We start from the raw sequence: 25,407 nt of genomic DNA, 5'->3' as shown, positions 1-25,407 counted from the left end.
AGCGGTTTTTGTTTATTTTTTTATTAATCCTAGTTCGATTAATCTTTCATGTAAGAATTCTCCTGCTGTCGTGTCTTCATACAATTTTGGATTGTTTTCGTCTACACAGTTTTCTAGTGCATTCAGCGACATTTCGCTTACTGGGTGCATAAAGAAAGGGATAGAATATCTTGAAGTTCCCCATAATTCTCTTGGCGGGTTTACCACTCTGTGAATCGTTGATTTCAACTTGTTGTTGGTATGTCTGGAAAGCATATCACCAACGTTAATCATCAATTCGTCTGGCTCTGCAATTGCATCAATCCAGTCGCCGTTGTGGTTTTGAACCTGAAGTCCTTTCCCTTGAGAACCCATCAAAAGAGTGATGAGGTTGATGTCTCCATGAGCTGCAGCTCTTACCGCATCATCTGGTTCTTGGGTAATTGGAGGGTAATGAATTGGTCTTAAGATAGAATTTCCCTCTGCGATTTTATCATCAAAATAAAACTCGTCTAAGCCAAGGTATAAAGCTAAAGCTCTCAAAACATATTTCCCTGTTTTTTCAAGCATTTGGTAAGTTTCTTTACCTACTTCGTTGAATTTCGGAAGTTCTTCAACGATTACGTTATCAGGATATTCTTGTTTGTATTTTGAATCATCCGAAACATACTGTCCGAAATGCCAAAACTCTTTCAAGTCACCTTTTTTAAATCCTTTTGCGGTTTCTTTACCGAAACCAACATAACCTCTTTGTCCGCCAATACCGGGAATCTCATACTTTTGTTTAGTTTCCACGGGGAGTTCAAAAAAGTTTTTCACCTCTCCATACAATTCACTCACAAGCTTATCGTCTAGGAAATGACCTTTTAAGGCAACAAAACCAATTTCTTCGTAAGCTTTTCCGATTTCATTTACAAATTTCTGTTTGCGTTCCGGGTTATCCGAAAGGAAATCACGCAGGTCTACACTAGGTATTTTATCCATTTTATAGAAATTTTACGTGGAGCAAATGTACAGAAATTTTGTGTACAATCCTTTGTGTGATGGTGTTACATTTTTTCGTCTTAAAAAGTAGTTTTCCCCAAAAACTCGGTTTCCGGCTTCCCCAAGACTGACTTTGTTTTAGAAATTCAGTTTCCAGCTTCTCTAGAATTACTTTTGTGTTAAAGATTAGGTTTCCGGCTTCCTCAAAATTGACTTCGCCGTAGAAACTCAGTTTATGACAGGGAAAAAAGTGTTGAGAAAACTGGGTTTTTAGAATGTGAAATTTTTTGAAAGACTTTCAGAGTTTTAAATATGAAAGCACTTTTGAAGGCAATGATGTTACTACTAACTGTTTCGACGCTCGCTTCGCTCGCGCCATTACTTTCTTCAAAGTCCTTGGTTTGAATCGCAATAATTTTAATATTTTTGGTTAACATTAATTTTAATGAACAGATATTTCAAAAGTACACCCGGAGCGATTTTAGGCATTATATGTTTCTCGGCTTTCTATTATTGGCTTACCAAAAGTGTATTCTTGGTTGCTTGTTCGCTTACCGTAACGGTGTTGTTTTTTGGGATAGATTTGGGGCGAAGATATCTTGAAAGAATTCCGAAATACATTCATTTTCATCTGTTTCCGAGGAAGCTTTCTACGAGAGAAAAAAATATTATTGCGCAGCATTTTTCTTTTTACCGAAGATTGAGTCCTTATTTTCAGAATAGTTTTGACCATCGAGTGGCGAGCTTTTTAAAGAAATATCCTATTGTAGGCAGACAAAGTTTTTATGTAGGAGAGGAGCAAAAAATTATGATTGCGGCATCTTATACGCAGCTAAGTTTTGGGATGAATGCCTGTTTTGTAGATTCTTTTCGTACCGTTTTGGTGTATCCAGATTACTATGTGTCGAGCATTACAGGGAATCAACATTTTGGGGAATTTAATCCCGGATTAAAAGTGGTGGTTTTCTCTTGGAAGAATTTTTTGGAAGGGATAAGGTTTGATACCAGCAATTATAATCTTGGAATCCATGAGTTTACACATGCCATACTTTCAGCTTCCAGAAGAAAAAGAGATGCTTCTAAAACCGTTGCCGAAGAAGATTTTTCAAAAGGTTTTTTTCTGATAAAAGATATTCTTTCTGATGAGGAACAATGCAGAAAAATTGTGAACTCCAGCTATTTTCGGAATTATGCTTTTACGAGTGTAAACGAATTTACTTCAGTAATCTTAAAACATTTTTTTGAAACTCCTGACCAATTACGAATTGCGTTTCCTGAACTTTACGATATTGTAAAAAAGATGATTAATTATAGACAAGATTGGTTTCAGAGTTAATAGATAAAGGAGTAAATTTGTGCAACGAAAACGCCGTTCTTGAAATGTCTTTTTCTAAACGTATCATCTAAAGGCAGAAATTTTCGGTCTTTAAACAAAATGGAAATTTTCAAATGAAAAAATATTCTTCTAAACGCAGTGTGCAGGTTCTTGCGCATCTTCTTCAGCAGTACGGAATTTCAGATATTGTCATTTCGCCGGGGTCTAGAAACGCTCCTTTGGCTATACATTTCTCTGAAACCGACAGCTTTAAATGCTACAGTATTGTAGATGAAAGAAGCGCTGCGTTTGTAGCAATGGGAATGGCAATGAGCGAGAAAAAACCTGTGATAATTACTTGTACAAGTGGTTCAGCAGCAGCTAATTATTATCCTGCAGTTACAGAAGCGTTTTATTCGAATATTCCTTTGTTGATTTTAACGGCAGACAGACCAACAGATTATACCGATATTTTCGATGGGCAAACCATTCGTCAGAAAGACCTTTTTCATCAACATTCTTATGGGGATTTTCAATTGTTGGAAGACTCAAAAGAAAATGCTGAAAACTTAAACGCCGAAACTATTAAAAAAGCCATTGAGCTTTGCTTTGAAAAGAAAGGTCCCGTTCATATCAATATTCCTTTGGAAGAACCTTTGTATGATTTGGTTTCCGAATTGCCCACTTTTCCGTCTGTAGAGCATACAATTCGTCACAAAGAATACGATATTCCTTCCAATCTCGTTGCAGATTGGAATACGTCGCAACGCATCATGATTCTTGTGGGAACAAGAGATTATAGCCCAGAATTGGAAAATCAATTAACGCAATTGGTTAAAAATCATACGGTTGTGGTTTTGTGTGAGGCGAATTCTAATCTTTATCACGAGAAATTTTTCAAGCATATTGATAGATATATTACCAGTTTTACAGAGGAAGATTATAAACAGTATGCACCCGATCTTTTGATTACTGTAGGGCAAAATGTAGTATCCAAAAGGGTGAAGCAGTTTTTAAGAAAAGCACATCCTAAGCAACATTGGCATTTGGATGAGGTTTGGCAACCCGATACTTATTTTTCATTAACGCAAAAAGTTGAGATAAAGCCAGAACTTTTCTTTGCTAAACTTTTAAGTTTTGTAAATCTTGAGCCTAAACCTTTTTATAATCTGTGGGATAATTTAAGAGATAAAAAAGATGCAAAACACGAGCAATTCCTAAACCGCGCCGAGTATTCAGATTTTTATTTCTTTAATAAAGTTACACAGAGTATTCCAGAGAATTATTGTGTGCATTTTAGTAATTCTTCGGCGATTCGATATGCGCAGTTGTTCGATTTAGGAAAACGCAGGATTTTCTGCAACCGAGGAACCAGCGGAATTGATGGAAGTACTTCTACCGCAATGGGTTTTGCCATAAAAAGCAACCAGCCGACTGTTTTAGTGACTGGAGATTTGAGTTTTATGTACGATGTTAATGGCTTGTGGAACCAATATATTCCGCCATTTACCAGGATTATTATCTTTAATAATATGGAAGGAAATATTTTTAGGATTATTCCTGGTCCTTCAAATGCAAATTCTAATGCTTTAGACGAGTTTATCGCCACAAAACATTATAAAAACATGGAGTTTTTGGCAAAACATTTTGGGTTTTCTTACACCAAAGTTGAAGACGAAATGACACTCGACCGCGTGATGGAAAACTTCTTTAAAGCAGATGTAAAACCAAAAATTCTAGAAGTAATTACCGCCGGAAAAGGCAATGCAGATATTTTGAAGGCGTATTTTAATTTTATACAGTAGAAATGATTAAAAAAATTATTAAAAGATTTAGTGTCTTAAAAAATGACCAAAAGTCATCATTAATAATTGGTTTGTTACCCGTGTTATGCTCTTTTTTAATGACATACAATAATTGGGAGAGTTTAATGCAAGAAGAATCTAAAATGCATTTAAAAGCAGCTTTAATCGGCTTTGGTATTTTATTTTCGTTTTATCTGCTTATTCTTTATTCTGTATTAATTAAAAAACAACAAGAAGAATTATAAATCAAAATAATCCTCATTTCCCGGAAGATTGGTAATCTTTGCAATCGGATAGATAAACATATCATCGAAGTCATTTAACGCATTAATCAATTGAAAATGTGAGAATTCCTTAATGTTTTGTAAAGTGATTTCTGCTTCTTTTATCTTCTTGGTTTTCAGCAAATGTTGTCTTTGCACGCCATTCAGAAGATAAGTTGTGGGTGTGAACCAATCTTTACCTTTTTTAAACAAAATATTAGAGAAAGAGGTATCGGTAATGTGATTGTTTTTTACGATGATGATTTCTTCGCTTTTGGCTTTCATCTTCATCTTTTCCAGCTCTTTACGGTCTTCAAATTTGAAAGAATAATCGTAGCTGTTGTTTTCTACCAACTGAAAAGATTGAATTTCAGGGATCGCATACGGAATAAGCTGTGTACGAATTCTTTTATCTAGATCATACACAATTCGAAGTTTGAAAAGGCCGTCTTCATCATGCTCAAGATGTTTATAAATCTTTTGCAAATCGATAGATTCTGCTTTTCCGAAATGCGAAAAAGTATCATTGATTCTTTTTTGATGCAAATCGGCAAGGAAAATTTCCTGATCTTCTACTTTAATGCTTTCAATGAATTGGGACATAAATTTTGTTTTTCATTTCTTCGTATTCGTCTTCAAGTTTACTCATGTGGGTTATTCCACCACCGCTTTTGAAAAAGAGCTCATCGCCGTCTTTTTCAATAAATCGTATCATCACGCAGCTGTCTAGGTTTTCGCCATCAAACCAGCCGCAAATTCCTGTGTAAAATCCTCTGTCGAAGCCTTCTGCTTCCAAAATAATTTCTAGAGTTTTAGGCTTAGGTGCGCCTAAGATTGATCCCGCAGGTAAAAGCTGATGCAAAATGCTTCCTATTTTTCCTTCGAACTCCGGTTTCAAGGTTCCGGAAATCTCCGAGCTCATCGCAAAAAGGTCTTTCTGTTTCGTTTTCAAAAAATCGATATACTGAAACTTATCAACTTTTACGTTGTTTGCCACCATACTTAAATCGTTTCGTAAAAGATCGACCACAGTGTAGTGTTCTGCTTTTTCTTTTGGGTCATTTTTTAAAACTTCTGCTGCATTTTCTATGGAGGCATCTATCGTTCCTTTCATAGGATAGGTGTAGATTTCGCCATCAATGATTTTTACAAAAGTTTCCGGAGAAAAAAATACGAAAAAATCTTTAAACAGAACCTTGTATTTAGCCTGAGAATGATAAAAAATTTCTTTCAGACTCAAATTGGTTTCAATTTTTGTTTTTCGGGTATAGTTGGTTAAATAAGAATTTCCTAGTTTGATGTTGCTCTGCACATGGTCGAAACCTTTTTTGAAGCTTTCCAGTGTTTCTGGAAAAGATTTCCATTCTGTTTTTTTAGCTAAATCATGTTTCTTTTTGATGTTTGAAAATAGTTGAAAATCAATTAATAAGCCTTCTTTTTTTAATTCGTCTTCGGTGTACACCAAAACGGTTTCAGCGAGGAAGTCGGTCACGAAAAAAAAGGGAACCTTCTGAGCCGAAAGTTCGTCCATTCTTTGAAAATTTTTATGATTTGCCAAAAACATTCCGCAAAAATAGTTATTGATGACTATTTTTGCACAAAATATTTTCAATGCAGCAGCAATATCCCCAGAAACAGGGACTAGATTTAATTTTAAAGAGAGCATTTTCTTATTGGAGCCAAACTCTAGGTCTTCAAATCATGTTTTCTATTGTATATTTTGGAATTTTTATGACAGTTTTTTATTATTTCGGAATGAAGTATGAACTGTTTGAAGGTTTCCAAAGTGCTTTTTTGGATTATCAAGAAGCCGGACCAAGTGGAATTGATGATTTTAAAACAGCGATTGCAACAATAACAGATACTGTAAATTTCCAGTATTTTATGTTTGCCATGATGGGCGTGAGAATATTTCTTTACCCTTTAAATATTGGTTTTTTTCAGATTTATAAAAAAATAGATTTGAAGGAGAATATTGAAATTAGTGATCTTTTTGCAGGATACAATGGTATTAATTTCTTCAAATTTATCAGCTTCTTTATGTTTTGGGTGTTAATTTACTCTTTTATTACCCAGACCATCATTCTGCCGATTATTTGGGTGATGTTAACGATTTTTGCAGCGCCATTAATGTTCTTCCAAAACAAACGTATATTTGAGATTTTAGCCATTGGTTGGAATGCTTTAAGAACAAATTTTATTGAAATTTTCGTTTCTGTGTTGGTGGCATTTATTTTCTGCTATGCTGGTTTCGCTGTCTTTTTTGTAGGTGCGCTTTTCACATTTCCATTTTGGAATGCGATGATTTATTCACTTTATACCTCACTTTTTGAAGATAAAATAGAGAAAGCGTCGTAATAGAAATATTTTGTGCTAAAAAACAATTATATTTGAGTCATCATAAATATTAATAACGATGTCTCAATTCGACGAATTTGATCAACAGGGAACAACACCTGAAAGAAATAGTGGTTCTATTATCTCGCACGCTTTCGAAATGTATAAAGGTATTTTCGTGTATGTGCTTGTTGCGGTAATCATTAATATAGCTTTAGATACTTTACTACAGCTGATAAGTGGTTTTGGATTTTGGATGAATAATACGATGGATTGGAGTACTTTCCGGAATTCTGATTCTAGGGTATGGCAACAAGAAGGTTCAGGAATATATTATTCTTCAAGTACGTTGGTGAGTATTTTGCTTACTCCACTACATTTAGGATTGCTGTATATAGCGAATAAATACAACAATAAAGAAACCATTGAGATTGCTGATTTATTTATAGGCTTTAGACAAAATGTAGGGCAAACTCTTTTGTATGGGCTTATTTCTAGTATAATTTTAGGGATTTCTGCATTAATGTGTGGTCTTCCTGTTTTTTTTGTTTTTCCATTGTTGATTTTGGGTATGCCTTTTCTTTTATTTGAAAACTTATCGGCGGTAGATGCACTGTCGAAAAGCTTTAATATCACTAAAGAGAATTATGGTGTGTTCTTAGGAACTGGAATTTTGGGAATTTTAATAGCAATTTCTGGGATTATTCTTTGTTGTATTGGTATAGTTTTTACTATTCCATTTATCTATGTAATGATGTATTCTGCGTATTGTGCATACTGCGGAAAGCCTCGACAGATTTATAAATAAAAACTACAATGAATATCAACGAGCAAATTAGCGAGACAAAAATTAAACAGGTTTTTTTGTTGGCAATCATTATCACGATGATTGCTTTAATATGTTTTAATCTTGCTCTTTTCATACCTTCTGTTTTAGGAGCAATCACCATTTACGTGGTGTGTAGAAAGTACAATTTTTATCTCCAGGAAGAAAAAAAATGGAAACCTTGGGCATCTGCGTTGGTATTAATGTTGGCAAGTCTTGTGGTTATTGTGCTTCCGTTATATTTTATCATAGATTTGCTTATTGAAAAGCTTGGAAACGCACAAGCTTACATGGAAAAATTCAACATATTTGTAGATAAAATACATGATTTTGTTTATTCTAAGACTCATGTAGATCTTTTAAGCAAAGAAAATTTAAAAAAACTTAAAGAAACAGCCGGAAAATATTCTACTTCTGCATTGAGTGGAACTTTCAATACACTTACAGTAGTAATTTCTATGTATTTTATTCTGTATTTTATGTTTGAAAAACCAAGGCTTTTTGAAAGAATTCTTACTTCTTCTGCTCCTCTGAAGAGAGCTAATGTAGCTATGATTGGCGAGAAAATGCGAAAACTTATCATGGCAAATGCAATCGGAATTCCCGTTGTAGCTCTCGGACAGGGTATTGTTGCTTTAATTGGATATTATATTTTCGGTGCTCCAAGTCCGATACTTTTGTTTGCCTTAACTGCGGTGGCTTCGATGATTCCCGTTGTTGGAGCGGCTATTATTTATGTGCCGATTGTAGTCTTTATGATTGCAGAAGGAAATACAGGTTCTGGAGTAGGGTTACTTGCGTATTGCGCTATTGTTGTTGGCCTTACCGATAATTTGCTTCGTTTTACTTTACTAAAAAAATTAGAAGATATACATCCGCTTAATACCGTTTTCGGAATTATCATGGGGATGAATCTTTTCGGTTTTATGGGGCTTATTTTTGGGCCAATTATGGTTTCTCTCACGGTTTTACTTATTCAGGTATATCGAAATGAATTTTCTGAAAGCGGTAATGAGCTCATCCTGTCGGAAAAAGACCAGAAAGAAGAATTTGAAAGAGATATAGACTTATTATCATAATAAATGGAAGGATTAAGACCTGAAATATTGCAGGAGATTTGCGTGGTTAAAATGCCGTTTGGAAAATATAAAGGTAAAATATTAGCCGATTTGCCCGTTTCTTACTTAGAATGGATGTACAAAAAAGGAATGCCTCCCGGAAAATTGGGGATGCAACTTTCTACGATTTATGAAATAAAAATTAATGGTTTAACAGAATTACTGCGACCTCTACGAAATTAATTAGATTCGTTCAAAATTATTTCCGACCTTTGCTAGATGTTTTTATTTTTCTAAATGAAAGTACCTAAAAAAATAAATGCGGCCAGAAGGTCTTTAATGAGAGGTCTTACCAAAAATATTGGTAAATCTCATACGGAAGTTATTACTCAGAAAAATATCCCGATTAAGAAAATATTGATTTCCAGACCGAATCATAGGTTGGGAAATTTGTTGTTGCTTTCGCCTTTGGTTCAGGAAGTTATCAATACTTTTCCAGATGCAAAAGTTGACCTTTTTGTAAAGGGCGGAATTACGCCTATTATTTACAAAAACTATAAAAATATCGACCGTATTATTCAACTTCCGAAAAAGCCTTTCAGTAATTTATTTCAGTATATAAAAGGTTGGTATCAGTTGAAAAGTAGAAAATACGACTTGGTTATAAACGCAAGTTATGGCTCTTCTTCTGGAAGATTGTCTACCTCAATGGCTCGTTCAGAATACAAAGTTTTTGGAGAATCTAATGAAGAAACGGCTGCTCAAATTTCAGATTACCGTCATGCTGCGAAAAATTCTATTTATAGTTTAAGAGAGTTTTTACAGCAGATTGATATCAAGGGAAATGATACTAAAATCCCTGATTTAAGTATTGAATTAAGCAATGCAGAAAGGGAAGAAGGGAAGAGAAAGCTTCATGATTTGGTTAAAAATGATAAAAAATCTGTTTGTCTTTTCACCAATGCAACAGGAGCAAAATGTTACTCTGAAGAATGGTGGCATAGTTTCTACGAAAAACTTGAAAAAGAGTTTCCAAACTATAATTTTGTTGAACTTTTACCAGTAGAAAATATTTCAAAACTGAATTTCAAAATTCCATCGTTCTACAGCAAAGATATTCGAGAAATGGGAGGTTTTATCGCCAATTGCGAAGTGTTTATTGCGGCAGATAATGGCGTAATGCATTTGGCAAGTGCCGTAAATACGCCAACTGTTGGTTTGTTTATGATTACAGAAGAAGCGGTTTATAAACCATACAACGACGGAAGTTTTTCTGTAAATACCAACGAAATTTCGATGGATGAGATTATTAATTTGTTAAAAAAGATTCTTTAAGAATTTATTACTTTAAATTTACATTTTAGGCTTATGAAGAGTTTTTATGCTGAAGGTTATCATCATCTTGAACCTAACATTATCAACGTTTTAAAGAATTTTAAAAACGAAGGAACTCTTATTGGTCCCGGAAGCCGAAATGTGGTAAAAGTAATTGCAATTGATGCGGAAAAATTTAATTTTAAATCTTTCAAACAGCATAATTTCATCAATAGACACGTCTATAAATATTACAGAAAATCGAAAGCAAAACGCTCTTTTGAATATGCGCAAATGCTTTTAGATAAAGGTTTTCATACACCAGAACCCATTGCTTACATCGAGAATTTTGACTTTTGGGGACTTACTTCCAGCTATTACGTGAGCCGACAATTGGAAGAATGCCCAACTTTAATGGAAGTAATTGTAAATCATTCTTTTCCAGACCGAGAGCAAATCATTAGAAAATATGCGCAATTAATGTTTCAACTTCATGAACAGGGCATTGAATTTTTAGACAACGCACCCGGAAATTTCATGATTAAAAACGAAAACGGCGTAAACAATTTCTACATGGTGGATCTCAATAGAATGAATTTTCATGAGATGAATCTTGAAAAAAGATTGAAGAATTTTGCACGTTTAACATCTGATAAAGAGGTGATTGCGTTGATCGGAGATGAGTACGCAAAATTAGTAAAATCGACTCCCGAATATTGTTCTGGTAAAATTAACGGCGCTATTAATGGTATGGTTCGTAAAAGAAAAATAAAAAAGGTACTTAAGTTTTATAAATACCTTCTTCCTCGTTAATTTCTCAACGCTTCAATTTCGTCACGCAATTTTGCCGCTTTTATAAAGTCTAAACTTTTTGCAGCAGATTCCATTTCTTTTTGCTTTTGAAGAATGATTTTTTCTACATCTTCAGAAGAATAAGTAGCTTTTGTCTCTGCAACTTTCTGCGCAATTTCTTTCTGCGTATATTTTTCGTCAGGGAAATCTTTGCTTCTTCCGACAAGATTTTCAGAAATCTTTTTGTTCAATGCTGTCGGAACTTTACCGTGTTCTTCGTTATAAGCTATTTGTTTGGCTCTTCTGTACTCGGTTTCGTCTAAAGTTGCCTGCATCGATTTTGTAATCTTATCAGCGTACATGATGGCTCTACCATTAATGTTTCTTGCGGCACGACCAACTGTTTGTATCATCGACCTTCTGCTGCGCAACATTCCCTCTTTGTCGGCATCAAGAATGGCAACTAAGGAGACTTCTGGTAAGTCTAAACCTTCTCTCAAAAGGTTTACCCCAATTAAAACATCAAACAAACCTAAACGTAAATCTTGCATAATTTGGATACGCTCCAAAGTCTCAACATCCGAGTGAATGTAGCGACATCTGATTCCGAATTTGGTAAAATATTTCGTGAGTTCTTCCGCCATTTTTTTGGTTAAAGTCGTTACCAAAACTCTTTCGTCGGCTTCTGCACGTTTGTTAATTTCTTCAATTAAATCATCAATTTGATTTAAAGTAGGGCGTACTTCAATAATCGGGTCCAAAAGTCCGGTTGGTCGAATAATTTGCTCGATGTACATTCCGCCGGTTTTTTCAAGTTCATAGTCAGCCGGAGTTGCCGAAACGTAAATAACTTGATTTTGCATGGTTTCAAACTCTTCAAACTTCAAAGGTCGGTTATCCATCGCTGCAGGAAGTCTAAAACCGTATTCAACCAAAGCTTCTTTACGGCTTCTGTCGCCTCCGTACATCGCATGAACTTGCGGTACAGTTACGTGGCTTTCATCAATCACCATGAGAAAATCTTTCGGGAAATAATCAATCAAACAGAAGGGTCGAGAGCCCGGATTTCTGCCGTCTAAATAGCGAGAATAGTTCTCAATTCCAGAGCAATACCCCAATTCTTTAATCATTTCGAGGTCTAGCTCTGTTCTTTCCTGTAATCTTTTAGCTTCTAAAGGTTTTTCGATTGAATTGAAAAAATCTACCTGCTTCACCAAATCATCTTGAATTTCTCTAATCGCGCCATTTAAAGTTTCTTTGGAGGTCACAAAAAGATTGGCTGGATAAATTTGAATCTGGTCAAAATTTGCCGTTACATTTCCAGAAACAGGGTCAAAACTTTGAATTTTTTCAATTTCATCACCAAAAAACTGAACTCTTATCGCATTATCTGCATACGCCGGGAAAACATCAATTACATCGCCTTTCACACGGAAAGTTCCTCTTTGAAATTCATTTAAAGTTCTTGCGTATAATGCACTGACCAAAGAATGAAGAAGTGCTGTACGAGTTGTTTTTTCGCCAATTTCAAGAGAAATTAATGATTTATGAAACTCATGCGGATTTCCAATACCGTAAATACAAGAAACCGAAGCTACAATTAAAACATCGCGTCTTCCGGAAAGCAAACTTGCCGTCGCCGAAAGTCTTAGTTTTTCAACTTCTTCGTTGATGCTCAAATCCTTTTCAATGTATGTTCCGGAGCTTGCAATGTAGGCTTCTGGTTGGTAATAGTCGTAGTAACTTACAAAATATTCTACCGCATTTTCTGGGAAGAATTCTTTGAATTCCATGAAAAGTTGCGCCGCCAAAGTCTTGTTGTGAGCCAAAACCAAAGTTGGTCTTTGTACATTATTGACGACATTGGCAACGGTAAAAGTCTTTCCTGAGCCAGTTACCCCAAGAAGTGTCTGAAATTTCTCGCCAATTTCAATCCCTTCTGTCAGTTTTTGAATGGCAGTTGGTTGATCTCCTGTTGGTTTGTATTCTGAATGAAGTTTGAATTGCATTGAACAAATTTAGGAAATAAAAGTTTGAGGGAGAGGTTGGTTTGATGAACTTTTTAAAAATCAAGTCAGACTGAATTAAAAATAAAAATTACAACAGAGTCTTTTCAGAATAAATTCTATCAAATGTTTTTTTTACATTGTTTACATTATACATGACATCAGAATCTTCAAAAAAATTAATACCTCTGCCCTGAAAAAGTGGTTCTGGTTTTCCAATTATTATGTATCCATTACCATTTAGATTTTCTCTGTAACTTATTTCTAAATTTTTTAAAGGGAAAGATTTATCTATTATTTTGCCCGTTTTGTCTGAAAAGATTAATCTTTTATTTGAAAGAAAAAACCTCCTTGTTTTGGTTTTAAACCACCGAAGAAAAATTCTACCAACTGTCATCATTACGACAAATGCCGTAGCAATTGGGTAGAGAAAGTAATAAATGACATCTTTATTGTGAGTTATATTGCTCGTCACCAAAACAAAAATGAAAGCAAATACTGTGAAAAAGGGTATAGTTAACATATCTTCCAACCTTAATGGAATTTTATTTGAATGATGAATCTCTTCAAGAATAGTTTCATTTTCTTCAAGTTTCATTTGAAAAATTTTTGTTAGACACAAAAATAGATATTATTAACATTTATAGCTTAAAAAGAAGAATTTAGTATAATTTTTTTGAACCCAAAAGCGTTCAAAAAAATTAGAACGCTTTAGTTTTATAATGATTTTAATCCTTTTAGCGGGAACTTTTTGTTTATTTATCGCTAGTTTTTTAGCATTCACAAAAAAAGCCGCAAAGAATCAACTTTACGGCTTCGATATGGTTATTGTGTTTTTGTAGGTGCTTGGTTGGCAAACATTATTTTTAGAGGAAGTTTGGACACGCTTTTTACCGGTTTTCCGTTTTCTGTTGCGGGTTTCCAAGTTTTGTTATTCGTGACAAATTTTACAGTTCTCACAGATTCTTCATTAAAAGCGGGATCATCTCCTGTGGCAGTAACGTTCGTTGTATTTCCATTTTCATCAATGCTAATCATAACCGAGGTCGAGATTATACCACTTTTTTTCTCAAATCGAGCATGATTAAAATTTTCTCCAATAGACCTTCTAAAATTGTCCATTCCATCTGGAAATTCTGCAGGAGTTTTTTCAGTATTGTCTGCTTGTGGAGTTGCAATGGCTACATCTGTTACAGATTTTGTTTTTTCTACTGAATTGTTTTTTGTGCTAATTTTTGCTTCGACAGTTTTTTTAGGAACGATAGTATCGAGAATTGCTGGTTTTGTGTTTTCATTAAATCTTATACTTGTTTCTATATATTTTTGATTGTAGCGCTTTTTGTAATTTTCTTCAGTAAAAAAGATAATAACGTAATCTTGTTCTAAATTTCTTTTGGGGTCTGTGTGTAATTCCAAAAAGGTTGCGAGATTTTTCTTGTCGTAATTACGCAAGTCAGAATTTTTAATGCGAATTCCATCAATTCTTATTAAGTATTTTTTTTCATCCTGATATTTTTCTATAATCTCGTCTGTTATTGGTTTTCTAGGTGTTTTCCATGTTCTTTCTTTAAAAGCAACAGGAACAAGGTCTTGTTGAAAATATGACATTTCATTATATAGCTTAAAAAGCTCTGCTTTATCACTTTGAGAAAGATTACGATTAAAACCACGATAATCTTTTTCATCAATAAAACGATAATACTTTTGCATAATTTTGATGTACTCAGAATAAGCATTTGGATTTTCCGCATCTGTAGTATTTTCAACAATTGTATTTTCTGAAAGAGTGTTTTTTATGGTGTCATTTCCATAGACTTTCTCCGCAAAAGCAAGTGCAGCAAGCGCAAACACCGGAATTGCCAGAAATCTTTTTGCCTTAGCAAATTTTGAATTTTGTTTTGTCATCATAATAAATCGTTTTTTAGTGTTGTTGAAATTAAACTGATGCGTAAGAGAAAGATTTTGCTGTTTTAGAACCTCCTTTAAAATCAGTTCTTGATAGTTTTTTATGTTTTTATTTTTGGTGATTACTTCTTCGTCGGCGAGAAATTCGTGGTTGCTTACGATGGCATTTTTGTAGAGATACACAAACGGATTGAACCAAAATATCGCTTTTACAACTTCTGCCAACAAAAGGTCTAAAGAGTGTTTTTGTCTAATGTGGATTTCTTCATGAAGGAAAATTTGGTCATCAATTTTGCCTTCTGCAAAAGACTTTTCTGAGATATAAATGGTTTTCCAAAAGCTGAACGGCGCCACATCTTTCTCTACAAGAACCAAATTTCTGCTTTTGTACACCATTTTTCTTCCTTTTAATTTTTTGATTTTAATGAAAGAAACAATCAGTTTTACCAATAAAATTGCGGTGATAATTCCGTAGAGATATAATAGAATTTGGCTGTAATCAACACTTTGAATGGGTGTTTCTTGGCTAATTAAAACGGTTTCAACAGGAGCTTCTTCAAAAATAATGGGCGCCTTTTCTTGCTTAATTTCCGGTGCTTGAATCGTGAAAAATGGAATTGCCACCGAGAAAATTAAAGAGAAAATTAAGTAAAATCGGTTGAAAACCAACGTTTTTTCTTTGGCTAAAAACAGGTAATATAAACCGAGCAAAACGCCGGAGCAAATAATAATTTTTGTGATGATGGTTTCCATGGTTATTCTTCTATTTGCTTGTCGATAATGTCTCGTAGTTCTTTTAATTCTTTCTGTGAAAGTTTCGAATTTGAGGTAAAAAACGAAGCAAATTGTGCAACAGATGAGTTAAAAAAACGGTCAATCATAGAAGTCATTTCTTCTTTGAAATATTCTCCTTTCACCACTTTTGGGTAATATTCTCGCGAGTTTCCGTACAAAGTGAAACCAATTAAATCTTTGTTTTGCATTCTTTTTAGCAAAGTTGCAACGGTTGTTGTAGCGGGTTTCGGTTCGTCGTAAGCTTCCAAAATGTCTTTCATGAATGCTTTTTCTTTTGCCCAAAGAATTTCCATGAGTGTTTTCTCTGAATCTGTAAGTTTTATTTCTTTCATGTTCTACAATTTTATATTTTGTTCTACAAATGTAGAATAAAAATCTAACCAAACAAATATTTTTGTGATTATTTTTTAGAATTTACTTGAGAAATATTTTTGTAAATGATTTGTTTTCAGTGTTAAATCGCTTTGTGAACTGTTTTTAAATGAACTTTAATGAATGTTTTTATAGACGAATGTGGTTTTTCTATATTTGTCTTTGAAAAAAATATAACAATTGAAAACAAGAAAATTACTTTTAGGGTGTGTTGTTTATAGCGTTCTGCTTTTTATTATTAATTATTTTTTCTTTAATGAAGAAGATAAAGAATCACTCATAAAAGTGGCTGTTCAAAGTGTTTTTTCAGGAATTTTATTCTTCGGAATGTTTTATTGGATGAATCGAAATAACAAAACATAATAATTTTTTATCTTTGCAGCTTCAAAAAATAACAAATGAGAAAATTATTTCTAGCAATGACTATTGCTATTGGTGGCTTTGCAAGCGCACAAAACGACGCTTTTTCTGGAAAAGGAGACTTGAAATTAGACATTGGAGCAAATTTCCAAAGCGGCGGAACCGGGATTATGACTTCTTTGGATTACGGTTTGGGAGATAGCTTTTCAATTGGTTTGCAAACCGGTTATCTTTTAGGAATTTCTGAAGTGTATGGCGAAAAATCTAGAGTTGAACACCGTTTTGATTTAAAAGCGAGAGCGAATGCACATCTTGGCGAAGTGATTGGTTTACCGGCAAATTTCGATGTGTATCCAGGTCTTAATTTAGGATTGAAAAACTTTGGCGCACACGCAGGAGCGAGATATTTCTTCAAAAAAGGGTTCGGAGTTTTCACAGAGTTCCAAATTCCAATCGCGAAATACAACACAAATTCTGACACATACAGACTTCTGAATAATCAATTTGCAGTTTTGGCAGGAGTTGCATTCGATTTATAGAATCTTAAACATATAATAAAGAGCGATTTCAAATTTTGAAATCGCTTTTTTGGTTTGATAAATCAAGTAATATTTTATTGAAGTCTCAGCGGCGGCGAAGCCGCCGCTGAGACTAAGTTTTTAAGCTTAAAAACTTTTCAAAATTCTATCCAATCCTTCTGCAAGAATTTCTTGCGAAGTAGAGAAACAAATTCTGATGTGTCCTTCAGCGCCTTTTCCGAACCATCTTTCCGAACCTGGAACAATGGCAACTTTTCCTTTTTGCAATGCTTGCTGAGCAAATGCTTCACTCGTCATTCCGTTTTCAATTTTAGGGAAAATTACAAAAGTTGCTTCAGGGAAATTTGGCGTTAGAATGCCTGAGTTTTTCAAGGTATTGTATGCAAAATCTCTATTGCTTTGAAGATGACCTAAGAAATCATTAAACCAAGGTTTCGCTTTGTCAATCGCAACGCTTGCTGCAATTTGTGATAATGTAGAAACGCCTTCAATAGTAGAATTAAACTGAGATTTCTCTGTAAAATCATCCAATAAATCTTGGTCATTACAAAGAACCGCGCCAATTCTTAAACCAGCAATTCCAAACGATTTTGAAAACCCGAAAACCGTAAAGCTTTTCTTTTTAGCTTCCTCAGAAACAGAAGAGTAGGTGTTGAATTCAATGTTGTCGTACACAATGTCGCTCCAGATTTCGTCGCTCATTACCCAAAGGTCGTGCGCAGCTGCGATTTCAGATATTTTCTTTAGAATTTCTTTAGAATATACTCTTCCAACCGGATTGTGCGGGTTGCAAATGCTGATTAATTTGGTTTTTGGACCAATTAAAGAAACCAACATATCAAAATCGATATCGCCGGTTTTAGAATCTACAGCGCAAAGTTTGATGTTTCCACCAACCGCATCAACGGTTTTTTTAAATAAGAAATCTACCGGGTCGAAAATAATGGCTTCATCTCCTGGGTTCAAAACATATTTTGCCACCATGTACATTCCCATTGCAGCGCTGTTTACCGCCAAAACATTGTCGGGAGTAAAACTTCCGTTTTTACCACTGTTGAAATGTTCAGAAACACTTTTTTTAAACTCTGGGAGTCCAGAAAAAGGACCGTAACTTAAGTATCCGTCTTTAATGTATTCAATAATTCCTTGTTCAATTGCAGGAGACATTCTAAAGTCTGGATCTGCCGCTGTTAAAGGGATAATTCCTTCTTCCAAAGTTGCCCATCTTCCGTTGTAGGCCTTTCTTTTTAGGGCTTCAAAATTAATATAGTTGTTTGTAAACATTTTTTTATTTGTATGAAATGGGTAAAGTATTTTTCGGCTGTTCGCTTAGTGGTAAAAGGAATTGTTCTAGCAAAGCTCTTCCATTTTTAATGTGAATATCGATTTCCGGTCTTCTCGCGTCTTCGTACTTTTTGAAAGTTTCCTGAAGGTCGTTATTTTCCATTAATAGATTCGTTAAAGTGAAAGAATCTTTCAACGCAGATGTAACTCCCTGACTTGTAAATGGAATTAAAGGATGCGCTGCATCACCTACAAACACTACGTTTTCGTGATAGAAAGGGTTTAGTTTTTCCAATTCGTACACTCTCCAAATGTGAGCATTTTGGTAGCTTGAACCTTCTATAATTGATGAAATAAGCGGGTTCCAATCTCCAAAATTATCCAACATAAATTGTTTAATGCAATCTGCACTATATTCTTCGTTGATGAAATATTTTGAAATATCAAACTGACAATACCAAAGGATTTTTTTAGCAGAAAGTTTTAAAACACCGAAAGTTAAACCTCCTTTTTCGTGGTGAAATTTTAAGAAGTTGCTTTCAATTTGGCTTGCTAATTCTTCGTTTTCGATAATGTTTACCACTTCGTTTTCCAAAACGGCTTTCATTACTTCATCTTGGAAGATGTGCCTTCTGATTCTACTTCTAGAACCGTCTGAAGCAATAATTACATCTGCATCAACGGGCGTATTTTCGTCAACGGTAAGAGACGCTTTTCCGTTTTCAAAACCGTTCATGGCAATCGTTGTGTTGTAAGAAATCTTTTCAGCAGGAAGTCCTTTTGCTAAAATTTCGATTAACGCACTTCTAGAAACCACAAAAACGTCGTCTAAATCTTTTTCAGAAATAACTTCGCCTTTATGGTCGTAATGAATATATTTTTTAAGGAAACTTCCTCTTTCGTACAATTCGTCGATATTGATGATGCTTGAAAGAAACTCAATTCCTTCTTTTGGAACGATAAAACCGTGCCCTTTTAGGTCGTCTTGAGTTCTTCTTTCGTAAAGGTGATATTCAAAATTATTTTTTTCTAAATAATTGGCCATACTTAGACCGGAAACACCTGCTCCTATAATTGCAACTTTGCTCATCTTGTTTTGATTTTTAATCGTATTGTTTAGTTTTATTTAAATGTAATGCTAAAGTTCTGAAAATGAATCTATAAAATCATTTAGCTTCAGAATTTTATGGCGGAAATTAATAACTGATTTTTCTAAATTGAATACTATATTTTTAGCTTAATATAAAGATTTGCCAGACTTAAAATTATACATGCTTAAGTTTTAAAATAAAATAAAGCTTCGCAAAAAAATCCAGCTATTAATATTCAAAAAAAGAAAAGGAAATATCCGAACGATATTTCGAGAAATAAGAAAAGCTATTCAGGTGCTTTAAAAATATTATCGTCTGAATGAAAACCTGCTACACCGCCACTTACCGCAAATTTCATGGCAGTCGCTGCGGTCATCCCTACAACAGGTTTAATGTTTTTTTCTTCAGTAACGATTACCCAACCGGAAATTGCATACGAATGCGGAAGATAAACCGCTACATAATTGTGTTTATCAACATCTGCCATTTCTTTTTGCGTAAGAAAACCGATTCTCCATATTTCCGGATTTTCGTTGGTTTTTACCCAAACAGGATCGCTGAATTTCTTTTTATCGCCCACAAATGAAGACATCACGTCTTTCGTTGGAGAATATATATGTTTTATTCCAGGAGTTTTTTCTAAAAGTCTGTCTATCGAATCTACAAAAAATCTTCCTACAACAAATTTATTTCCTAAAAATCCCAACAAAGCCGTTACCAACAATACTGAAATAAAAACCAAGCCCGGAATTTGTCTGGCCACCGACGGAATAATATTGTCGATAGAAGTGATTACCGACCAAATCACAAAAATCGTTAACCCAATTGGACCAATAATTATGAGTCCCTGAAAAAAGTTTTTCAGGAAGGCGTTTGTCATGCTCTCTAAAGTCGGTTTTTTCAACGTTTTATCCGTGTATTGTTTCTTTGTTTCCGTAAGATTTAATGATTTTGGCTTCGTATTCCAACCATTCTTCCCAACGTGCATTTACCTGTTCTGGATCGCCCAATTGTCTTGCAAAACCAATAAATGTGGTATAATGATTGGCTTCAGAAATCATCAATTCTCTATAAAACTCTCTAAGTTCTTCGTCTTGTATGTTTTCAGTTAAAACTTTAAATCTTTCGCAACTTCTCGCTTCAATCATCGCTGCAAAAAGCATTTTATCGATAATTAAAGTGTCTCTGTTTCCTCCTTTTTGGATGAAGTTTACCAATTCGTTCACGTAATCGTCTTTTCGGGTACGCCCAAAAGTGTACCCTCTTTTTAAGATAATCTGATGAACTTGATTAAAATGTTCTAATTCTTCCTGTGCAATTGCCAAAAGTTCAGTCACGATTTCCGGATATTCTGGAAGCATCGTGATAAGCCCAATCGCATTTGTAGCCGCTTTTTGCTCGCACCACGCATGATCGGTCAAAATTTCCTGAAGGTTTCCTTCTGCAATATTTGCCCACCTTGGATCGGTAGGAAGTTTCAGCTTAAACATGACTTAAAAAATTTCTGTAAAATTAAAATAATTTGTAATAAGATGGAAGATTTTATTTTTTTGATGGTTAAACGCAACGAACGAAATGTTTTTGGTGAATGCAATGAGCATTTTTTTAGTTCGCAATGGTGTTATAATCAGTCATGGCTTTTTAATTTAAAAAAGACAAACTATTTAGAAGCAGTTTTTAACCTTAAAAATTCCAATGTTTTCCATCCAAAAGCATCAAATTTCTTCAAACCTGCCGAAATGATAAATGCTAAAATAACATTGATGACGTAAATTAATATCATTAAAATCCACCAAGGCATAGAATCTTTCATTGGAACAACCATAAAATAGACAAGTGATGAACTAATTCCTTGCCCGAAATAAAAGAAAATCGCGTTTTTCCCGATGTGCGTAACAAAATTTTCTTTGGTGATTTTTAATCTGTTGTAAAAAACGAACAGCGTAACCAACGAAAATAAAGACCAAATAATATAAGGAACTTTCGGCGGGAATTTTTGTTTGTTGATTTTATAGAAAATATCGTCACCAAAATACCAAAACATCCAAACCAAAGCTGCAGCAACCAATCCGTAAAGCAAAGGAATGATTTTCGTTGGGATTTTTTTACCTTTCATTTGATGTGCAATCAAGAAAACCGTCATGTAAAAAGCAACATAACCAACTTGTCCGCTAGGATAAATTTCAGGCAAAATATTGAAAAGTAAAGTTAAACTAATACAAATTCCTATAAACCAATTGATGTGTTTCGGGAAGAATCTTAAAATTAAAACTCCAAAAACGGTAAGGATATAATAGACTTTCAAATACCAAAAGCTTCCCATTACAACGGGAAAAGTGTCTGCATTTCTATATTCGTGCAAATACCAATTTCCTAAATTTTCCCAATTAGGAATCGTTGAAATGCTTGTTGCTGCATATTTCGACCCGAAAGTAGAATAAAAACTTTGCAACCATTCTAAAGAGAAAAATGCAAGACCGAAAACTTTAAAGAAATAATCTAAAAAGAACAGCAGGGTTACAAAAATCATGTAGGTAATCTGCAGTTTTAGAAGTCTGTAAAAAGTTTTTTCGATGTTGGAGCCGGAAGTTATTCCGCTTAAAGCATAAAACAAAGCCACATCAAAAACAAGAGAAAAAACTCTTACTTCAGGCTGAATATAAAACTGCCCCGACCAAAACGCGGTATGAATGAAAATAATGGAAAGCGTCGCTAAACCTTTAGCAAAATCGATGTAGAGGTCTCTGTTCATTTTGGTTATAAAAATTATTTGCCAAAAGTAAATAATTTAGAAATAAAGAAAAATTTTGTCTTTGTGCTTGAAAATGTGAAATTTATTTTTATCTTTGCACCTCGAAATAACTAAAAAATTTATAAACAATGTTTGCAATTGTAGAAATAGCAGGGCTTCAATACAAAGTTGAGCAAGACCAAAAATTGTTTGTGAACCGTTTAGCAGGAGATAAAGGAGGTAAAGTATCTTTCGATAAAGTACTTCTTACTGTAAACGGAGCAATCACTGTTGGCGCCCCAGCTGTAAGCGGAATCACTGTAGAAGCAGAGATCCTTGATCATGTAAAAGCTGATAAAGTAATCGTTTTCAAAAAGAAAAGAAGAAAAGGTTACAAAGTGAAAAATGGTCACAGACAGTCATTAACTCAAATCAAAATCACTGGTATTACAGGTTTTGATGGAGCTAAAAAAGAAACTAAAGCGAAAAAAGCTCCTAAGACTGAGGAAGCTAGCGCAGAATAATTGTTAAACCACACAAAACCTTAAAATAAAATGGCACATAAGAAAGGAGTTGGTAGTTCCAAGAACGGTAGAGAATCTCACTCTAAAAGATTAGGTGTGAAGATTTTCGGAGGACAAGACGCTATTGCTGGAAATATTATTGTTAGACAAAGAGGTACTCAACACCACCCAGGTGCAAACGTGGGTATCGGTAAAGACCACACTTTGTTTGCTTTAGTAGACGGTAAAGTAGTTTTCAGAAAGAAAGCAAACAACAGATCTTTCGTATCTGTAGAAGCAAACGCATAATTTAAGCGTTTCATAAAATCTAAAATCCCCGACCTTTTGGTTGGGGATTTTTGTTGTTTTTAGTTTTAATTAAAGTTCAGTATTGTAAAATAATTTGGAGGATTTTGGAGGCTCCGGAGGAGCCAAACCTTTGTAGATGAATGTTTTTGTGATGGCGCGCTCCGTAGAAGCGCTATCTGAAATTAAGACGTTTTAGCTTTTCTGAAATATGATCAATACGATCGTTAAAAATAAAAGATGATAGGGTTGTTTAAATTTGAAAGAAATTTAGCTTTGTTTAAAACCCAAACTGAAACCCAGCTTTAATTCCAAATTTAGAAACATCGGGTCTGTCGAGATAATTTCCTCTCCAGTTAAAATCTACTCTGAAAATTCTGATATTTCCAAAGCCTATATTTTCAATCCCGAAACCGTATTCGTAGTAAATTTGCTGGTCTGGAGCAGAATATTTGTCACCATCCACATTAATGTTTTTTGAAGCATCACTCAAAGTTCCATAAGCGCCACGAATAAAGCCAACCTCTCTTAATTTTAGTTTTTTAATTAAAGGAATGTAAGAAAGAATTTTTCCGTTAAAATGATGCTCAATATGAAGTGTAGAGTAGGTGTCTGCAACAAATTCGTAATAATTAAGCTGTGAAAATGTATTCTGAACCAAACCATAACTTTGGTTGGCTGGAATAATGTTTTGTAAGGCCAACGGAACTGTGTTGAAGTTTTTTCCTGCTTCAAAATTCAATAAAGTTTTTCCCCAACTTCCAATTAAGATAGGTTTGTAAAACATAAACTGCAGCTTGTTATAATTGAAGTCGGCGTTAAATAAGCCTTCTATTCCGCGTGTATATTTTAAAACGATAGTTGGAGCCAAAGTTCCGTGCTCGTAGCGGTCTACACCTGTTTGCGAGAATTTTGCTCCAGGTCTCGCAATTAAACTGATGGTAACGTGAGAATCGTTTGTTGTTTTTCTCAAGTTTCCATCTTTATAATACATCAAACTGAAACCTTCTGGATTGGCAGATTTAATGCTTTGCATTGTTCCATCAATTCTAATCTGGAAGTTTTTCCACGGCTCAATTGAGGTGAAAACACTTGTTTGATTTACCGAGCTTAAGGAAGCATTCGTTCCTCTTGCAAAAACTGTTGAAGAAGCGAAAGAGCGTGACAAAATACCGTCTTCTGTTGTAAGTTGTACGCCAAGTTGGGTAATGTCTCTTTTGGTTCCTGCTCCTACCATAAAACGGTTTACACGGTTGAACATATATCTTCCTTCAGCACCGTATTTGAATTGCTGGTCTTTGAAACCGTATGCATTGTAAAATTCAATTCTCCAAGGGTCGTTTTGTCCGAAATACGTTCTGGCTCCGAGTCTAATTCTATCACCTTCCACCATGTTTTTACCGTAAATAGACGTGATAGGACCTAAATCTACACCTTTTGTAATATTATAATATCTTGAAGCTAAAGTTTCATAAATCTTTACAATTCGGTTGAATTTTGGTGTTTGGTTAAGTTTGTCCAACATTTCGTAAACACCTTTTTCTTGTTTTGATAAAGAATCTGGTCTTGCCGTGGCCCAAAAAGCTTCATCTTTATCAAGAAATTTATCTTCGTATTCTTCTTTCTTTCTAAGGAAAATATCGTCCGCAATGGGTTGATTAAACTGATAATTTGAATAATCTACAGAGCGTCTCGCAATAATGCTTTTTGAACCTTTCTTTTTGGAAAAAGGGCTTAATTCAATTTGGGTAACAACTTTTTTGGGCAAAAATGTTTCTTCGTCTGGATTGTCGAATTCTAGTTCTGTCGCAATTGAATTGATGAAGTTCACGTTCATTCGATGGGTAGACTTCAGCGTTGCGCCCAAAACGGCGTAAGTTTCTGTATTAATATAAAGATACCCTTGAAAAGCGAGAACGTCTTTTCTTTTAGGTTCGTAACGAATTCTATATGCACGATTTCCATTCATTCTAATCGTGTCAGTAATAGAATAATCGTAGGTGCTGAAACCGTCGGAAGAAACAGGGCTTTGAAAGCCAATATCAAAATAATTTAAAGTATTATCATAAATATTAATTTCACGATAAAGATTTTTTGCCGTAATCGTTACAACCTGATTGTCTTGAAAACCAGATGTTTTCTGAGCGGTAAGCAAGCGTTTATTTTTCTTAGCGGGTTTGTTTAAACCATAATTTTCATAAATAGATTCGTTTAAGAAAATAGGCAGAGCCATTTTGCCATTGGCCGTAGAGTCTGCATAATCAAAGATAAAATCAAGTTTGTTGAATATCTTTTGATTCATAAACGTACTGTCTATGTTATTGGCATCAAACTCTATCTTTTCATACTCTTTGTAGCTGTAGCTGTCATATTTATCAAGACCATTATTCTTTTTTCTTTTCCAAACCTCCTGCATAATGGCGTAGGCTGGGTTTTCTTTTTTGCTCTTGTATTTTGGTTTGCTTTTCTGAATAACCACTTCGGCAATATTGCTTTCTTTTTCTGGTGAAAGTGCAATCGCAAGATTGTTATTGTCTTCTCCTGTAATACTGATTTCGTATAAAGAATAGTTTTTTTTACTGAATTTTACTTTAACAATAACCGTATCTGCCTCGATTTTAAAATCTGCACTGGTTGTTCTTAAAATAGGAGTTGTTCTGTTGTTGATGTAAATATCAACCCCCGTAAGAGCTAGGCTGGTCTTTGCGTCTGAAATTCTGCCTGAAACAGAGTTTTGTGCGAAAAAAAAGCCTGCCGTGAAAAGGGAAAATATAAAGAGTAGATATTTGTTAATAGGTAATGACATCATTCGGTTCTTCAAGCATTTAGCTTAAACAAAAAG

At 34.4% G+C, this 25,407-nt stretch carries 25 protein-coding genes and 1 pseudogene; 13 read left to right on the top strand and 13 right to left on the bottom strand.

The features are described from left to right. Positions 1–12: 12 nt before the first annotated feature. On the bottom strand, positions 13–963 hold the full coding sequence (locus AC2A1D_RS10435; protein ID WP_484043577.1) for an isopenicillin N synthase family dioxygenase: 951 nt from the start codon (positions 961–963) through the stop codon (positions 13–15). 445 nt (positions 964–1,408) lie between these two features. On the opposite strand from AC2A1D_RS10435, the gene AC2A1D_RS10430 reads away from it, so the two are divergent. From AC2A1D_RS10430 to AC2A1D_RS10420, 3 genes are all read left to right on the top strand, one after another. After that, on the top strand, positions 1,409–2,299 hold the full coding sequence (locus AC2A1D_RS10430; RefSeq protein WP_484043576.1) for a zinc-dependent peptidase: 891 nt from the start codon (positions 1,409–1,411) through the stop codon (positions 2,297–2,299). Between the two features lie 113 nt (positions 2,300–2,412). Continuing rightward, positions 2,413–4,083, top strand: coding sequence for a 2-succinyl-5-enolpyruvyl-6-hydroxy-3-cyclohexene-1-carboxylic-acid synthase (menD, locus tag AC2A1D_RS10425; protein WP_484043575.1), 1,671 nt, complete (start codon positions 2,413–2,415; stop codon positions 4,081–4,083). A gap of 2 nt (positions 4,084–4,085) precedes the next feature. Beyond that, positions 4,086–4,328, top strand: coding sequence for a hypothetical protein (locus AC2A1D_RS10420; RefSeq protein ID WP_484043574.1), 243 nt, complete (start codon positions 4,086–4,088; stop codon positions 4,326–4,328). Here AC2A1D_RS10420 and AC2A1D_RS10415 read toward each other — a convergent pair. After that, positions 4,323–4,949, bottom strand: a complete 627-nt coding sequence (locus AC2A1D_RS10415; RefSeq protein ID WP_484043573.1) for an aminotransferase class IV — start codon at positions 4,947–4,949, stop codon at positions 4,323–4,325. The genes AC2A1D_RS10420 and AC2A1D_RS10415 overlap by 6 nt on opposite strands. Continuing rightward, positions 4,933–5,877: an aminodeoxychorismate synthase component I gene (locus tag AC2A1D_RS10410; RefSeq protein WP_484043572.1), complete on the bottom strand. Its 945-nt coding sequence runs from the start codon at positions 5,875–5,877 to the stop codon at positions 4,933–4,935. Before AC2A1D_RS10410 ends, AC2A1D_RS10415 begins: the two co-directional genes overlap by 17 nt. 80 nt (positions 5,878–5,957) lie before the next feature. On the opposite strand from AC2A1D_RS10410, the gene AC2A1D_RS10405 reads away from it, so the two are divergent. From AC2A1D_RS10405 to AC2A1D_RS10380, 6 genes are read left to right on the top strand one after another with little or no spacing between them, the layout of a single operon-like run. Then, positions 5,958–6,704, top strand: coding sequence for a hypothetical protein (locus AC2A1D_RS10405; RefSeq protein WP_484043571.1), 747 nt, complete (start codon positions 5,958–5,960; stop codon positions 6,702–6,704). Positions 6,705–6,762: 58 nt separating this feature from the next. Next, positions 6,763–7,491 carry a beta-carotene 15,15'-monooxygenase gene (locus tag AC2A1D_RS10400; RefSeq protein WP_484043570.1) on the top strand — a complete coding sequence of 243 codons (729 nt, stop codon included), beginning with the start codon at positions 6,763–6,765 and terminating at the stop codon, positions 7,489–7,491. Positions 7,492–7,499: 8 nt separating this feature from the next. After that, complete coding sequence (locus tag AC2A1D_RS10395) at positions 7,500–8,588, top strand: AI-2E family transporter (RefSeq protein WP_484043569.1); 1,089 nt, start codon at positions 7,500–7,502, stop codon at positions 8,586–8,588. A gap of 3 nt (positions 8,589–8,591) precedes the next feature. Then, entirely contained in the window at positions 8,592–8,810 is a 219-nt protein-coding gene (locus AC2A1D_RS10390; protein WP_484043568.1) for a DUF3820 family protein, read from the top strand. 54 nt (positions 8,811–8,864) lie between these two features. After that, on the top strand, positions 8,865–9,902 hold the full coding sequence (locus tag AC2A1D_RS10385; protein WP_484043567.1) for a glycosyltransferase family 9 protein: 1,038 nt from the start codon (positions 8,865–8,867) through the stop codon (positions 9,900–9,902). A 33-nt stretch (positions 9,903–9,935) separates the two neighbouring features. Beyond that, positions 9,936–10,694 carry a lipopolysaccharide kinase InaA family protein gene (locus tag AC2A1D_RS10380; RefSeq protein ID WP_484043566.1) on the top strand — a complete coding sequence of 253 codons (759 nt, stop codon included), beginning with the start codon at positions 9,936–9,938 and terminating at the stop codon, positions 10,692–10,694. Here the strand turns inward: AC2A1D_RS10380 and uvrB are convergent. The 4 genes from uvrB to AC2A1D_RS10360 form a co-directional block, all read right to left on the bottom strand. Next, a complete protein-coding gene (uvrB, locus tag AC2A1D_RS10375; RefSeq protein ID WP_484043565.1) occupies positions 10,691–12,682 on the bottom strand; it encodes an excinuclease ABC subunit UvrB in 1,992 nt (663 codons plus the stop codon). The genes AC2A1D_RS10380 and uvrB overlap by 4 nt on opposite strands. Positions 12,683–12,770: 88 nt before the next feature. Further along, positions 12,771–13,277 (bottom strand): hypothetical protein, encoded by a 507-nt coding sequence (locus AC2A1D_RS10370; protein WP_484043564.1) that lies wholly within the window; start codon positions 13,275–13,277, stop codon positions 12,771–12,773. 227 nt (positions 13,278–13,504) lie between these two features. Beyond that, positions 13,505–15,337, bottom strand: coding sequence for a M56 family metallopeptidase (locus AC2A1D_RS10365; protein WP_484043563.1), 1,833 nt, complete (start codon positions 15,335–15,337; stop codon positions 13,505–13,507). Between the two features lie 2 nt (positions 15,338–15,339). Further along, positions 15,340–15,711 carry a BlaI/MecI/CopY family transcriptional regulator gene (locus tag AC2A1D_RS10360; RefSeq protein WP_484043562.1) on the bottom strand — a complete coding sequence of 124 codons (372 nt, stop codon included), beginning with the start codon at positions 15,709–15,711 and terminating at the stop codon, positions 15,340–15,342. A gap of 220 nt (positions 15,712–15,931) precedes the next feature. On the opposite strand from AC2A1D_RS10360, the gene AC2A1D_RS10355 reads away from it, so the two are divergent. Further along, the gene (locus AC2A1D_RS10355; RefSeq protein WP_484043561.1) at positions 15,932–16,114 is read left to right on the top strand and encodes a hypothetical protein; all 183 of its coding nucleotides are present in this window, start codon (positions 15,932–15,934) and stop codon (positions 16,112–16,114) included. A gap of 35 nt (positions 16,115–16,149) precedes the next feature. Further along, a complete protein-coding gene (locus tag AC2A1D_RS10350) occupies positions 16,150–16,650 on the top strand; it encodes a DUF6646 family protein (RefSeq protein WP_484043560.1) in 501 nt (166 codons plus the stop codon). Between the two features lie 126 nt (positions 16,651–16,776). On the opposite strand, the gene AC2A1D_RS10345 is transcribed toward AC2A1D_RS10350, so the two are convergent. The 5 genes from AC2A1D_RS10345 to AC2A1D_RS10325 form a co-directional block, all read right to left on the bottom strand. Then, a complete protein-coding gene (locus tag AC2A1D_RS10345) occupies positions 16,777–17,934 on the bottom strand; it encodes a pyridoxal phosphate-dependent aminotransferase (RefSeq protein WP_484043559.1) in 1,158 nt (385 codons plus the stop codon). Between the two features lie 4 nt (positions 17,935–17,938). Continuing rightward, entirely contained in the window at positions 17,939–19,024 is a 1,086-nt protein-coding gene (locus tag AC2A1D_RS10340; RefSeq protein WP_484043558.1) for an FAD-dependent oxidoreductase, read from the bottom strand. A gap of 287 nt (positions 19,025–19,311) precedes the next feature. Continuing rightward, complete coding sequence (locus AC2A1D_RS10335; RefSeq protein ID WP_484043557.1) at positions 19,312–19,905, bottom strand: DUF502 domain-containing protein; 594 nt, start codon at positions 19,903–19,905, stop codon at positions 19,312–19,314. A gap of 28 nt (positions 19,906–19,933) precedes the next feature. Beyond that, a complete protein-coding gene (locus tag AC2A1D_RS10330) occupies positions 19,934–20,515 on the bottom strand; it encodes a MiaE family protein (RefSeq protein WP_484043556.1) in 582 nt (193 codons plus the stop codon). Between the two features lie 170 nt (positions 20,516–20,685). Further along, positions 20,686–21,777, bottom strand: coding sequence for an acyltransferase family protein (locus tag AC2A1D_RS10325; RefSeq protein WP_484043555.1), 1,092 nt, complete (start codon positions 21,775–21,777; stop codon positions 20,686–20,688). A gap of 128 nt (positions 21,778–21,905) precedes the next feature. Between AC2A1D_RS10325 and rplU the strand changes: the two are divergent. After that, positions 21,906–22,277: pseudogene (gene rplU / locus AC2A1D_RS10320) on the top strand (50S ribosomal protein L21); the annotation flags it as partial. A 33-nt stretch (positions 22,278–22,310) separates the two neighbouring features. After that, on the top strand, positions 22,311–22,568 hold the full coding sequence (gene rpmA, locus AC2A1D_RS10315) for a 50S ribosomal protein L27 (RefSeq protein WP_047399085.1): 258 nt from the start codon (positions 22,311–22,313) through the stop codon (positions 22,566–22,568). Between the two features lie 277 nt (positions 22,569–22,845). Here the strand turns inward: rpmA and AC2A1D_RS10310 are convergent, their stop codons facing one another. Further along, complete coding sequence (locus tag AC2A1D_RS10310) at positions 22,846–25,374, bottom strand: DUF5686 family protein (RefSeq protein ID WP_484043554.1); 2,529 nt, start codon at positions 25,372–25,374, stop codon at positions 22,846–22,848. Between the last annotated feature and the right edge of the window lie 33 nt (positions 25,375–25,407).

The organism is Chryseobacterium sp. HNCC26DJ239 (assembly GCF_057180445.1).
This window is presented reverse-complemented; position numbering and strand designations above follow the sequence as displayed.